The organism is Rhizobium sp. Root483D2 (assembly GCF_001426685.1).
GTDB classification, from domain to species: Bacteria; Pseudomonadota; Alphaproteobacteria; order Rhizobiales; family Rhizobiaceae; genus Pararhizobium; species Pararhizobium qamdonense.
Genome location: NZ_LMFB01000019.1, coordinates 276,539 through 290,773, shown reverse-complemented (window position 1 = coordinate 290,773; position 14,235 = coordinate 276,539). Strand labels below are relative to the sequence as shown.

Sequence of the window (14,235 nt, the reverse complement as noted above, 5' to 3'; positions counted from 1 at the left end):
GCTCTTCCTGCGGGGAAATGAATCTTCCCGCCGGGAATTGCGCCTTGCAATCTCTCTTCGCATTGCACAAAATCCCCTCAATGGCGGCAGAGACACGCCATCAAGGGGATAAAAATTCGCATGGCGATCAAAGCAAGCATCTATCACCTGACGCATTACAAGTATGACAAGCCCGTACGGCTCGGTCCCCAGATCATCCGGTTGAAGCCGGCGGCCCATTCCAAGACCAAGGTGATCAGCCACTCTTTGAAAGTCACGCCGGAAAATCACTTCGTCACGCTGCAGCAGGACCCCTACGGCAACTACCTCTCGCGCTACGTCTTTCCCGACCCGCTTACCGAGTTCAAGATCGAAGTCGATCTCGTCGCCGATATGACCGTCTACAATCCCTTCGACTTTTTCATCGAGGAAGACGCCGAGACTTTTCCCTTCTCTTACCCTGAAGACATCCGCGACGACCTGAAGATCTACATGCAGCCGGAGCCGATGAGCCCGGCGCTGGAAGCCTATATCAACGGCATTGATCTGACCCCAACGCGCACGATCGATTTCATCGTCGGCCTCAATGCCCGTCTGCAGCAGAAGGTCAACTACATCATCCGCATGGAACCCGGCGTCCAGACGCCGGAAGAGACGCTGCAGCTGGCGCTCGGCTCCTGCCGCGATTCCAGCTGGCTGCTGGTGCAGATCCTGCGCAATCTCGGGCTCGCCGCCCGCTTCGTCTCCGGTTATCTGATCCAGCTCGCCCCCGATCTGAAAGCGCTCGACGGTCCCTCGGGTACCGAGGTCGATTTCACCGACCTGCATGCCTGGTGCGAAGTCTATATCCCCGGCGCCGGCTGGGTCGGGCTTGATCCGACCTCTGGCCTGCTGACAGGCGAAAGCCATATCCCGCTGGCAGCCACCCCCCATTACCGCAATGCCGCACCCATCTCCGGCGGCCTTTACGGCGATGCCAACACCACGTTCGACTTCGCCATGACCGTCAGCCGCGTGGCGGAGCATCCGCGCATCACCAAGCCATTTTCCGAGGAAAGCTGGCAGGCGCTGAATGCGCTCGGCGAGCACGTTGACACGGTGCTGAACGGCGCCGATGTGCGCCTTACCATGGGCGGCGAGCCGACCTTCGTTTCCATCGACGATTTCGAATCGGAGGAATGGAACACCGGCGCCGTCGGCCCGACCAAGCGCGACAAGGCCGACGAGCTGATCCGGCGCCTGCGCGAACGCTTCGCCCCCGGAGGCTTCCTCCATTACGGCCAGGGCAAGTGGTATCCCGGCGAAAGCCTGCCGCGCTGGACCTTCTCGCTTTACTGGCGCAAGGACGGCAAGCCGATCTGGCATGACCCGGACCTGATCGCCGCCGAAGGCAAGGATACCAATGTCACCGCCAAGGAAGCCGAAGCCCTGATCACCGGCATCGCGGCAGCCCTTGAGATCGAACAGGAAATGGTCATCCCCGCCTTCGAGGATCCGGCCGAATGGATCATCAAGGAAGGCAGCCTGCCGGAAAATGTCGATCCCGACAATTCCAAGCTTGAAAGCCCGGAAGAACGGGCCCGTATCGCCAAGGTTTTCGCCAGAGGTCTCACCACCCCGACCGGCTATATCCTGCCCGTCCAGGCCTGGAACTCCAAGGCGGAGGGACAGAAATGGATCTCCGAGAAATGGCGCACCCGCCGTGGCAAGATTTTCCTGATCCCCGGTGATTCGCCGATCGGCTTCCGCATGCCGCTCGGCACCCTGCCCTATGTGCCGCCATCGCAATATCCCTATATCCACGAGGCCGATCCCTCGATCCCGCGCGATCCGCTGCCCGATTACGGCGCGCCGGCACGGGCGCTGGCCGAGGCCTCGCGCAAGGCCGCAGCCGAAGCGCGGCAAAAGCGTGTCGAGCAGGTGCTGGAAGCGGCCAATGCCGATATTCGCGGCGCCGTGCGCACCGCCATGAGCGTCGAGCCGCGCGATGGCCGCCTCTGTGTGTTCATGCCACCGGTCGAGCGCATCGAGGACTATCTCGACCTGGTCGCGGCGGCCGAAAAAGCCGCCGCCGATCTCGGTCTGCCCATCCATATCGAAGGCTATTCGCCGCCGCAGGACGAGCGCATCAACGTCATGCGCGTCGCACCAGATCCCGGCGTCATCGAAGTCAACATCCATCCGGCCTCCAACTGGGCCGATTGCGTCGCCATCACCACGGCGATCTACGAGGAGGCCCGTCTCACCCGCCTTGGCGCCGACAAGTTCATGATCGACGGCCGCCACACCGGCACCGGCGGCGGCAACCATGTCGTTGTCGGCGGCAACAATCCCAACAACAGCCCCTTCCTGCGCCGGCCGGATTTGCTGAAAAGCCTGATCCTGCACTGGCAGCGCCATCCATCGATGTCCTACCTGTTTTCCGGCATGTTCATCGGCCCGACCAGCCAGGCGCCGCGTGTCGATGAGGCCCGGCACGACACGCTGTACGAGCTGGAAATTGCCATGGCGCAGGTGCCCTTGCCCGGCATGGCGCAGCAACCTTTGCCCTGGATGGTCGATCGCCTGTTCCGCAATCTTTTGACCGATGTCACCGGCAACACGCACCGCTCGGAAATCTGCATCGACAAGCTGTTCTCTCCGGACGGCCCGACCGGCCGTCTCGGCCTCGTCGAATTCCGCGGCTTCGAAATGCCGCCCAATGCGCGCATGAGCCTTGCCCAGCAACTGATGGTTCGGGCGCTGATCGCCCGCTACTGGCAAAACCCGGCCGAAGGCAAGCTGGTGCGCTGGGGCACGACCCTGCATGACCGCTTCATGCTGCCGCATTATGTCTGGCAGGATTTCCTCGACGTGCTCAATGACTTGCGCGCCAACGGCTTCAATATCCGGCCGGAATGGTTCGAAGCCCAGCTCGAATTCCGCTTCCCCTTCTGCGGCGAGGTCGAATACGAGGGCGCCAAGCTTGAGCTGCGCCAGGCGCTGGAGCCCTGGCATGTGATGGGTGAGGAAGGCGCTCCCGGCGGCACCGTGCGCTATGTGGACAGCTCTGTCGAACGGCTGCAGGTCAAGCTCGAAACCGCCAATCCCGAACGCTACACCGTGGCCTGCAACGGCCGGGCACTGCCGCTGACCAAGACCGGCTTCAATGGCGTTGCGGTTGCGGGCGTCCGCTACAAGGCCTGGCAGCCCTCGTCGGGTTTGCACCCCAATTTGCCGGTTAACACGCCGCTTACATTCGATATTTATGATACATGGTCGAAGCGTTCGATCGGCGGCTGCATCTATCATGTTGCCCATCCGGGCGGGCGCAGTTACGACACTTTCCCGGTGAACGGCAATGAAGCGGAAGCGCGAAGGCTCGCCCGTTTCGAACCGTGGGGGCACACGGCCGGCGCCTATGCGCTTCAGCCGGAAGCCCCGTCGGCAGAATTTCCCCTGACGCTCGATTTGCGGCGTCCGGCAGGCATGTAGGACCTTGATGTCAAAGAAGCAGACGGCCCAAGCGACACGGCGCGAAGACCGGATCGGCAACGATCCGGTCTTCGGCTATCGTGCGCTGCCCGGCATTGCCGATGAAATGCTCGACACGCAGGGCAATGTCCGGCCAGTCTGGCAGCATTTTCTAGCCTCTATCGGCCGTATGGACGAGACCGAACTCTCCAATCGCTTCGCCCGCGCCGACCGTTATCTGCGCGATGCCGGCGTGTTCTACCGGGCCTATGGCACCAAGGAAAATTCGGAACGCAACTGGCCGCTCTCCCACGTCCCCGTCCTGATCGACGACACCGAATGGCAGGCGGTCTCGAAAGGGCTCGTCCAGCGCGCCGAACTCCTGGAACGGATCGCTGCCGATATCTATGGCCCGAACCGGCTTGTTGCCGAAGGCTTCCTGCCGCCGTCGCTGGTGGCGTCCAATCCAGAATTCCTGCGCCCGATGGTCGGCGTGCTTCCGGCCGACGGGCATTTCCTGCATTTCTGTTCCTTCGAGATCGGCCGTGGCCCGGATGGCAATTGGTGGGTGCTGTCGGACCGCACCGAGGCGCCGTCGGGTGCAGGGTTTGCGCTCGAAAACCGCGTCGCCACCACCCGCGCCTTTTCCGATCTCTATGCCGAAACCCATGTCCATCGCCTCGCCGGCTTCTTCGGTGCCTTCCGCGACGAACTGCAATCGCGCAAGAAACATCCGGACGACCGCATCGCCGTTCTGACACCGGGTGTTGCCAACGAAACCTATTTCGAGCACGCCTATATCGCCCGCTATCTCGGCTTCATGCTGCTTGAGGGCGAAGACCTGACCGTGATCGACGGCCGCGTGATGGTGCGCACCGTGGCCGGTTTGAAACCCGTTGGCGTGCTGTGGCGCCGCCTGGATGCCGCCTTTGCCGATCCGCTGGAATTGAACCAGAGTTCGCATATCGGCACGCCCGGGATCGTGGAGGCGCTGCGTTCGGGCTCGGTCTCGATCGTGAATTCGCTCGGCTCGGGCATTCTGGAGACCCGCGCCTTCCTCGCCTTCATGCCGACCATCTGCCGCCGTCTGCTTGGGCAAGACCCCGTCCTGCCCAGCATCGCCACCTGGTGGTGCGGCCAGCAGCCGGAACGCGATCAGGTGGCTGGCAATATCGAAAAAATGGTCATCGGCCCGGCCTATTCCACCCGGCCGTTCTTCGATGATAACGGCCAGTCCGTTCTCGGCTCGTCGCTGCGCGATACCGCAAAGACATCCGTTGCGGAATGGCTGCAGACGGACGGCCCGAAACTCGTCGGACAGGAAGTCGTCACCCTGTCCACCACACCCGCCTGGATCAACGGCAAGCTGACGCCGCGGCCGATGAGCCTGCGCGTCTATGTGGCGCGCACCCGCGATGGCTGGCAGGTCATGCCGGGCGGTTTTGCCCGCATCGGCTCCGGCGCCGATGCCGCCGCGATCGCCATGCAGGCGGGCGGTTCGGCGGCCGATGTCTGGATCGTCAGCCAAAAGCCCGTCGAACAGATGACGCTGCTGCCGGCCGAGGAAAGCTTCATCCGCATCATGCCCGGCAGCCTGCCGAGCCGGGCGGCCGACAACCTGTTCTGGCTCGGCCGCTATATCGAGCGCGCCGAAGGGGCCCTGCGCATCCTGCGCGCCTGGCACGGGCGCTTTGCCGAAACAGCCGATACCGAAATGCCGCTGTTGAAGGATATTACCGACTATCTGGCCGGGCTGGATATCGACACCAAGCAGCCGGTGCCCGACAGCCTGATGGCCAATCTCAACAGCGCGCTTTTTTCCGCCAGCAATATCCGCGACCGCTTCTCCGCCGATGGCTGGCTGGCGCTCAACGATCTCGCCAAGACCGCCCGCAAGTTCCAGTCCACCGTTCAGGCCGGCGACGACGCCACCCATGCGATGACCATCCTGTTGCGGAAGCTCGCGGGCTTTGCCGGTCTGGTGCACGAAAACATGTACCGCTTCACCGGCTGGCGCTTCCTGTCGATCGGCCGCTATCTCGAGCGCGGCCTGCACATGACCCGGCTGCTCGGCCACATGTCCGGCGAGGACGCGCCCGATGGGGCCTATGACATGCTGCTCGAAATCGGCGACAGCGTCATGACCCATCGCCGCCGCTACAATGTCAACACCGCAGCCCTGACCGTCACCGACCTGCTGGTGCTCGACCCGCTCAACCCGCGCTCGATCCTCTACCAGCTGAACGAGATCAAGACGGAGGTCGAGCAACTGCCGAATGCTTTCGTCAACGGCCAGATGTCGCCGTTCTACCGCGAAGCCATGAAGCTCCACGCTGGTCTCGCCGTCATGACACCCGAGGCGATGACCTCCGAGGTCTATAACAATCTGGAACAGGAACTCGGCCGCTTCTCCGACATCCTCGCGCAAACCTATCTCGGATAGGATATGACAAACCCCATGCGCGCAAACTGAGAGTTTCATGCTCTACGACATCAACCTGCAGATCACCTATACCTACGAAGTTCCGGTTTCGGGCGGACGGCATGTGGTGCGCGTGCTGCCCTTGTCGCGTCCCGACCGCCAGAGGCTGGTGGCCGGAACCGTGACCTGCACGCCGGCCCCCGAAGAGCGCCGCGACAGCGTCGATTTCTTCGCCAATCCCTCGACCTCGATCCTGTTTCGCAAGCAGCATGAAAAGCTGGTGATCCGCATGCAGGCCCGCGTCCAGCTGGATCAGCAGCCGCTCGCTGCCGATTTTTCACCCGATCTCAGCCGTTTTCCCATAGAGATCGCCAATGTCTGGTCGCTCGACGCCAATTCGCCGCATCATTTCCTTGGCGCCAGCCCGCGCCTTCCCGAAGATGCCGCGATCTCGGCCTATGCCCGTGAGATCGCCAAGCCCGGCATGACCATCCGCCAGATCGCCACCGCCATCTGCGCCAAGATCCACACGGATTTTGTCTACGATCCCAAGGCGACCACCGTCGATACCACCCCGCGCGAGGCCTTCAAGCTGAAGCGCGGCGTCTGCCAGGATTTCACCCATGTGATGATCACGGCGCTGCGCAGCCTCGGCATCCCCGCCGGCTATGTCAGCGGCTTCCTCAGAACCATTCCGCCTGCGGGCAAGGAGCGTCTTGAAGGCGCCGACGCCATGCATGCCTGGGTGCGCGTCTGGTGCGGATCGGCCACCGGCTGGCTCGAACTCGATCCGACCAACAATATTTTCGCCGGCCTCGACCATATTGTCGTCGGCCACGGCCGCGACTACAGCGACGTCGCCCCCGTCATCGGTGTGCTGAAAAGCTACGGATCCCACAAGACCGAACAGGCCGTGGACGTCATTCCGCTGCAGTGACCCGAAACGGTAACGGCCACAGTCCCCTTTTCGCACACTCCAAAGAGCCCTGACCGCCTGCATTTGAGGGGCAATTACAATTGTATTTAATTGCAACCTAGAGGTTGAACGGGATCGTAACACTTAACGGTTAAAAGGCTTTTCATGGAAAATTGAACAGGCCAGGTAGATAAAGTGACCAAGCGAAACCGTATCCTTCAATTATGCTTCAATCTCGCCCGCGACAAGGCTGGCAACTTCGCAATACTGACCGCTATTATCCTGCCGGTTTTGCTTGTTGCGGGCGGATCTGCGGTTGACTACAGCGTTGCCGTTTCAGAGCGTTCCAAATTGCAAGGTATTGCCGATGCGGCAGTTTTGGCAGCCGGTGGGGTTTTTGACGGCAGCAATTTCCCGGATGCAAAAAAGGCTGCTGAGGCATTTGTCGAAGCGCACACGACCAGTGCGCTTGATGAGGACATCGAGGTGGAAAAGACACTCGCTGTGTCCCGTTTTAAGATCAGCGCGCTGGAAAACACACTCACTGTGGAGATGAACAAACCGGTGCCGACGAGCCTGCTGAAGCTGGCATCGATGAACGAGATCAATGTCAGCGTCACCGCATCTGCCCTGTCTCCGATGAAACCACAAAAAATGACTTTGAATCCGACAACGGTGCAAGGCTGGTACTACAAGAAGGTCTCGATCCTCGTTATGCGCAAGGGCGCCACCAAGGAAGAGGTCGTCGGCACGGTGACGTATCAGCCGACAACCCAGAAAGACGGTGGCTCGGGCACCTTCGTGGCAAACCCGAAGGGGGTTATCGACCTCGGCTCCTACACCAACCTCGCGCTGCGTATGGATATCAAGAATGACGGTTGCGATATTGGAAAGAAAGCAACGGTCAGCAATAGCAAGGTGACCTGCACGGATGACACCGGCAAGTCCTATCGGACCTATAATTCTGCTCTGCGCACCGATGACCCAGCCACGAGCAACCATCTGTTCGTTGATGGTAAGCAGGTTCCCCTCGGGGTGACGGCATCACTGGAAAAATACTTCGGCTGCACGAAGACTCAAAATCATGCCTGGGAAGACGGCGGTGGCTGGGAGCGGCAGGACTTTTTCTACACCGTGACAGCCACCTGCGCACCCGACGGAACCTATGTCCGCCTGACAAAATAACCGCCTTTACCCCTATGATTTCATAGCCCGTTCCGGCATTCCGGAGCGGGCTTTTCCGCGTTGCCTTTAAAATCGCAAGCCGTTTCGAACACGGCATCATCTACAATTTTCATCTTATTGAAAACGCTATTGCAAGCGCTTCGTATCGGTGCATAAATCGCTCATATGCCCCGTTGGTGTTCGCCTCCGGTCTCCCAAACCGCACGCAAAGGGTAAGTTTTTTCCATGATTGATCGTTTGTCCAACGAAAAAATTCCAAGTGCCGCACCCCGCGCTTCCAGCGCGCAAGTTCTCGCCCAGGAGATCATCGAGCGCCTCACCTACCGTATCGGCAAGGACCCGAAGGTCGCCAAGCCGCATGACTGGCTGACCGCCGCAATTCTGGTGGTGCGCGACCGTATTACCGACAACTGGATGGAATCGACGCGCAAGACCTATGCCACCGATGCCAAGCGCGTCTATTATATGTCGCTGGAATTCCTGATCGGCCGACTGATGCGCGATGCCGTCACCAATATCGGGCTGATGGATGAATTGCGCGAGGCGCTTGCCTCGTTCGGCGTCGATATCGACGTCATTGCAGCGCTTGAGCCGGACGCAGCCCTTGGCAATGGCGGCCTTGGCCGCCTGGCCGCCTGTTTCATGGAAAGCATGGCCACCGTCGATATCCCCGCCTATGGCTACGGTATCCGCTATGTGCACGGCCTGTTCCGCCAGCAGATGGCCGATGGCTGGCAGGTGGAGCTGCCGGAAACCTGGCTCGCGCACGGCAATCCATGGGAATTCGAGCGCCGCGAAAGCTCCTACGAAATCGGCTTCGGCGGTTCTGTCGAAACCGTCAATGTCGATGAGGAGGTTACCCGCTACGTCTGGAAACCGGCCGAACGCGTCATCGCGACTGCCTGCGATACCCCGGTCGTCGGCTGGCGTGCCAAGCGCGTCAACACACTGCGTCTGTGGACCGCCCATCCGATCGACCCGATCCTGCTCGATGCCTTCAATGCCGGCGACCACATCGGCGCGCTCAGAGAAAGCAACAAGGCCGAAAGCCTTGCCCGCGTGCTCTATCCGGCGGATGCGACGCCCGCCGGACAGGAACTGCGGCTGCGCCAGGAATTCTTCTTCTCGTCAGCCTCGCTGCAGGACATCCTACGCCGTCACCTGCAGCAATATCCGGATTTCACATCGCTTCCAGACAAGGTGGCGATCCAGCTGAACGATACCCATCCGGCCGTCTCCGTCGCCGAACTCGTGCGCCTGTTGACCGATGTTCACGGCATGGATTTCGAAACCGCCTGGGATATTGCCCGCCACACCTTCTCCTATACCAACCACACGCTGCTGCCCGAAGCGCTGGAAACCTGGCCGGTGCCGCTGTTCGAGCGGCTTTTGCCGCGCCATATGCAGATCGTCTACGCCATCAACGCCAAGATCCTGCTCGAGGCCCGCAAGCAGAAGACCCATACGGACCAGGAGGTCCGCAATATCTCGCTGATCGACGAAAGCGGCGACCGCCGCGTGCGCATGGGCAATCTCGCCTTTGTCGGCTCCCACTCGATCAACGGCGTCTCCGCCCTCCATACCGAGCTGATGAAGGAAACGGTGTTTGCAGACCTGCACCGGCTCTATCCGGCACGGATCAACAACAAGACCAACGGCATCACCCCGCGCCGCTGGCTGATGCAGTGTAATCCTGAGCTTGTGACGCTGATCCGCGATGCGATCGGCGACGAGTTCATGGACAATACCGAGGCTCTGCAAGCGCTCGACCCCTTCGCCGACAAGCCGGATTTCCAGGAAAAATTCGCGGCGATCAAGCGCGCCAACAAGGTCAAGCTTGCGCAGCTGGTTCAGAGCCGCATGGGCATCCGCATCGATCCCTCGGCAATGTTCGACATCCAGATCAAGCGTATTCACGAATATAAGCGCCAGCTCCTCAACATCATCGAGGCGATCTCGCTCTACGACCAGATCCGCTCGCATCCGGAGCTGGATTGGGTCCCGCGGGTCAAGCTGTTTGCGGGCAAGGCAGCGCCGAGCTATCACAACGCCAAGCTGATCATCAAACTCGCCAATGATGTGGCGCGCGTCATCAACAACGACCCTGCGGTGCGCGGCCTTTTGAAGATCGTCTTCATCCCCAATTACAACGTCTCGCTTGCCGAGATCATGGTGCCTGCCGCCGACCTGTCGGAGCAGATTTCGACTGCCGGCATGGAAGCGTCTGGAACCGGGAACATGAAGTTCGCGTTGAATGGTGCGCTGACCATTGGAACGCTTGACGGCGCCAATGTCGAAATGCGTGACTGGGTCGGTGAGGAGAACATCAAGATCTTCGGGATGACGGCAGACGAAGTGACCAAGGTGCGCGCGGAAGGCCATAATCCCCGCGCCATCATCGAGCAATCGCGCGAGCTGTCACAGGCCCTGTTTGCGATCTCGTCCGGTGTCTTTTCCCCCGATGATCGTAACCGTTTTACCGGCCTGATCGACGGCATCTACAATCACGACTGGTTCATGGTGGCGGCCGATTTCGACGCCTATACCAAGGCACAGCGTGAGGTGGACGCTATCTGGACGGATACGGGCAGCTGGTATTCCAAGACCATTCGCAACACCGCGCGCATGGGCTGGTTTTCCTCTGACCGCACAATCCGGCAATATGCCGGGGAAATTTGGAGAGCTGGATGACATTAGTGCCAAAAGACGCCACGCCTACCGCTTCGCCAGCCAGTCTGTCGGCGGAAGAGATTGCGGCGATCCTCGCTGGCACTCATAACAACCCATTCGCCGCCCTCGGGGTGCACCCGGCGGGCAAGGCGTTTGTCGCCCGCTGTTTCATTCCCGGTGCCGAAACGGTGACCGCAGAAACCTTAGCTGGCAAGGAGATCGGCACGCTGGAACGGCGTGACGAGGCCGGCTTCTTCGAGGGCGCCATCGCCGTCAAGAAGGCTCAGCCGGTCCGTTACCGCGCCCGCAATAGCGGTGGCGAATGGACCGTCACCGACCCCTATAGCTTTGGTCCGGTGCTCGGCCCCATGGATGATTATTACATCCGTGAGGGCTCGCATCTGCGGCTGTTCGACAAGATGGGGGCGCATCCGCTCAAGCATGATGGCGCAGAGGGCTTTCATTTCGCCGTCTGGGCTCCGAATGCAAAGCGCGTCTCCGTCGTCGGCGATTTCAACGAGTGGGATGGCCGCCGCCATGTGATGCGGTTGCGCCAGGATACCGGCATCTGGGAAATCTTCATTCCGGATGTGCCGTCAGGCGCGATCTACAAATACGAGATCGTCGGCAAGAACGGCGAACTTTTGCCCCTGAAGGCCGATCCGTTCGCCCGCCGCTCGGAACTGCGCCCGAACAACGCGTCGGTGACCACGGGTGAGATCGAACAGGTCTGGCAGGACGAGGCGCACCGGGCGCATTGGGCTGATGTCGATGCGAGGCGCCAGCCGATTTCGATCTACGAGGTTCACGCCGCCTCCTGGCAGCGCCGCGACAATGGCGACATGCTGACCTGGGACGAAATGGCCGAACGCCTTATCCCTTACTGCGTCGACATGGGCTTCACCCATATCGAATTCCTGCCGGTGACCGAATATCCCTACGATCCGTCCTGGGGTTACCAGACCACCGGCCTCTATTCGCCGACCGCCCGTTTCGGCGAGCCGGAAGGTTTTGCCCGCTTCGTCAACGGCGCCCACAAGGTCGGTCTCGGCGTCATCCTGGATTGGGTGCCGGCGCATTTCCCGACCGACGCCCATGGCCTGCGCTGGTTCGACGGCACGGCGCTTTACGAACATGAGGATCCGCGTCAGGGCTATCACCCCGACTGGAACACCGCGATCTACAATTTCGGCCGCGCCGAAGTGTTTTCCTATCTGGTCAACAACGCGCTCTACTGGGCGGAGAAATTCCATCTCGACGGTCTGCGCGTCGATGCGGTCGCCTCGATGCTCTATCTCGACTATTCGCGCAAGCATGGTGAATGGGTGCCGAACGAATATGGCGGCAACGAAAACCTCGATACGGTCCGCTTCCTGCAGACCATGAACACGGAGGTCTACGGCAGCCATCCCGGCATCATCACCATTGCCGAGGAATCCACCTCCTGGCCGAAGGTCTCGGCACCGGTTCATGCCGGCGGCCTGGGCTTCGGGTTCAAGTGGAACATGGGCTTCATGCACGACACGCTGCAATATCTGCAGCGCGAGCCCATCCACCGCAAACACCATCACAACGACCTGACCTTCGGTCTGCTCTATGCGTTTAGCGAAAATTTCGTGCTGCCGCTCTCCCATGACGAAGTGGTGCACGGCAAGGGCTCGCTGATTGCCAAGATGGCCGGCGACGACTGGCAGAAATTCGCCAATCTCCGGGCCTATTACGGTTTCATGTGGGGTTATCCCGGCAAGAAGCTGTTGTTCATGGGGCAGGAATTTGCCCAATGGCAGGAATGGGCCGAAGACCGCTCGCTCGACTGGAACCTGCTCGAATATCCCTTGCACGAAGGCATGCGCAGGCTGGTGCGCGACCTCAACGGCACCTATCGCAACAAGGCCGCGTTGCATGCGCGCGACTGCGAGGGCGAAGGTTTCGAATGGCTGATTGCCGACGACCGCGAGAATTCGGTCTTTGCCTGGCTGCGCAAGGCGCCTGGAGAAAAGACCATCGCCGTGATCAGCAATTTTACCCCGGTCTACCGGGAAAACTATACGATACCGCTGCCGGTGGAGGGGCGGTGGAAGGAAATTCTCAACAGCGATGCCGAGATCTATGGCGGCAGCGGCAAGGGCAACGGAGGAGCCGTTCAGGCAACGAAAAACAGTGCAGGCGTCATTACCGCCACCATCACCCTGCCGCCTTTGGCGACACTGATGCTGGAACAGGATTAGTTCATGGCAAGGCGGGCTCCCAAGACCCGCCATGGCCATGGGCCAGAATAATATTTGGAGAGGACACAGTTCCAGGAGCGGTCAAACCGCCCGGGAACCATACTATCGGGAGGAAATTCAATGGAAAAACGCACCCAGCCCCTCGCCCGTGATGCAATGGCCTATGTCCTTGCCGGCGGCCGCGGAAGCCGCCTGAAGGAACTGACCGATCGCCGCGCCAAGCCCGCGGTCTATTTCGGCGGCAAGGCCCGCATTATCGATTTCGCGCTCTCCAACGCGCTGAATTCCGGTATCCGCCGCATCGGCGTCGCAACCCAGTACAAGGCGCATTCGCTGATCCGCCATCTGCAACGCGGCTGGAACTTCCTGCGCCCGGAGCGGAACGAAAGCTTCGATATCCTGCCGGCCTCGCAGCGCGTCTCCGAGACGCAATGGTATGAAGGTACCGCCGACGCCGTCTACCAGAATATCGATATTATCGAGGATCACGGCGTCGAATACATGGTCATCCTGGCCGGCGACCATGTCTACAAGATGGACTACGAACTCATGCTGCAACAGCATGTGGACTCCGGTGCCGACGTGACCATCGGCTGCCTCGAAGTGCCGCGCATGGAGGCCACCGGCTTCGGCGTCATGCATGTCGATGAAAAGGACCAGATCATCGCCTTCGTCGAAAAGCCGGCCGACCCGCCGGGCATTCCCGGCAATCCGGAGATGGCTCTGGCCTCGATGGGCATCTATGTCTTCCACACCAAGTTCCTGATGGACGTGCTGCGCCGGGATGCCGCCGATCCGTCGTCCTCGCGCGACTTCGGCAAGGACATCATCCCCTACATCGTCCAGCACGGCAAAGCCGTCGCCCACCGGTTCAACGAGTCCTGCGTCCGCTCGGATTTCGAGCGCGAAGCCTATTGGCGCGATGTCGGTACGATCGATGCCTATTGGCAGGCCAATATCGACCTCACCCATGTCACGCCGGAGCTCGACATTTACGACGGCACCTGGCCGATCTGGACCTTCGCCGAGATCAAGCCGCCGGCAAAATTCGTCCATGATGACGAAAACCGCCGGGGGTCCGCCACATCCTCGCTGGTATCGGGCGACTGCATCATTTCCGGTGCCTCGCTCAACCGTTCCATGCTGTTTACCGGCGTGCGGGTCAATTCCTTCTCCCGTCTCGACGGCGCGGTCATCCTGCCCAACGTCAAGATCGGCCGGCATGCCCAACTCAGCAATGTCGTCATCGACAGCCGTGTCGTCATCCCGGAAGGCCTCGTCGTCGGCGACGATCCGGAATTCGACGCCAAGCGCTTCCGCCGCTCGGAAAACGGCATCTGCCTGATCACCCAGGCGATGATCGACAAGCTGGATATGTGAGC

General features: G+C 60.8%; 7 protein-coding genes. All 7 read left to right on the top strand.

What is annotated here, in order from left to right:
• Window positions 1–120 precede the first annotated feature (120 nt).
• The 7 genes from ASD32_RS17525 to glgC all read left to right on the top strand — a co-directional run bounded on the left by ASD32_RS17525 (window position 121) and on the right by glgC (window position 14,233).
• Complete coding sequence (locus ASD32_RS17525) at window positions 121–3,453, top strand: transglutaminase family protein (RefSeq protein ID WP_060639314.1); 3,333 nt, start codon at window positions 121–123, stop codon at window positions 3,451–3,453.
• Window positions 3,454–3,460: 7 nt separating this feature from the next.
• Entirely contained in the window at window positions 3,461–5,875 is a 2,415-nt protein-coding gene (locus tag ASD32_RS17520) for a circularly permuted type 2 ATP-grasp protein (protein WP_060639313.1), read from the top strand.
• Between the two features lie 37 nt (window positions 5,876–5,912).
• Window positions 5,913–6,791, top strand: a complete 879-nt coding sequence (locus tag ASD32_RS17515; RefSeq protein ID WP_060639312.1) for a transglutaminase family protein — start codon at window positions 5,913–5,915, stop codon at window positions 6,789–6,791.
• Between the two features lie 174 nt (window positions 6,792–6,965).
• Window positions 6,966–7,955 carry a TadE/TadG family type IV pilus assembly protein gene (locus tag ASD32_RS17510; protein ID WP_060639311.1) on the top strand — a complete coding sequence of 330 codons (990 nt, stop codon included), beginning with the start codon at window positions 6,966–6,968 and terminating at the stop codon, window positions 7,953–7,955.
• A 228-nt stretch (window positions 7,956–8,183) separates the two neighbouring features.
• Window positions 8,184–10,646: a glycogen/starch/alpha-glucan phosphorylase gene (locus tag ASD32_RS17505; RefSeq protein ID WP_060639571.1), complete on the top strand. Its 2,463-nt coding sequence runs from the start codon at window positions 8,184–8,186 to the stop codon at window positions 10,644–10,646.
• Window positions 10,643–12,853 (top strand): 1,4-alpha-glucan branching protein GlgB, encoded by a 2,211-nt coding sequence (gene glgB / locus ASD32_RS17500; protein ID WP_060639310.1) that lies wholly within the window; start codon window positions 10,643–10,645, stop codon window positions 12,851–12,853. The genes ASD32_RS17505 and glgB overlap by 4 nt, the downstream gene beginning before the upstream one ends.
• Window positions 12,854–12,973: 120 nt before the next feature.
• Entirely contained in the window at window positions 12,974–14,233 is a 1,260-nt protein-coding gene (gene glgC / locus ASD32_RS17495; RefSeq protein ID WP_060639309.1) for a glucose-1-phosphate adenylyltransferase, read from the top strand.
• Window positions 14,234–14,235: the final 2 nt, after the last annotated feature.

What these genes read in the sequence shown, in the direction of transcription:
- ASD32_RS17525 (WP_060639314.1), top strand. Translation starts at nt 121, where the DNA reads ATGGCGATCAAAGCAAGCATCTATCACCTGACGCATTACAAGTATGAC.
- ASD32_RS17520 (WP_060639313.1), top strand. Translation starts at nt 3,461, where the DNA reads ATGTCAAAGAAGCAGACGGCCCAAGCGACACGGCGCGAAGACCGGATC.
- ASD32_RS17515 (WP_060639312.1), top strand. Translation starts at nt 5,913, where the DNA reads ATGCTCTACGACATCAACCTGCAGATCACCTATACCTACGAAGTTCCG.
- glgB (WP_060639310.1), top strand. Translation starts at nt 10,643, where the DNA reads ATGACATTAGTGCCAAAAGACGCCACGCCTACCGCTTCGCCAGCCAGT.
- glgC (WP_060639309.1), top strand. Translation starts at nt 12,974, where the DNA reads ATGGAAAAACGCACCCAGCCCCTCGCCCGTGATGCAATGGCCTATGTC.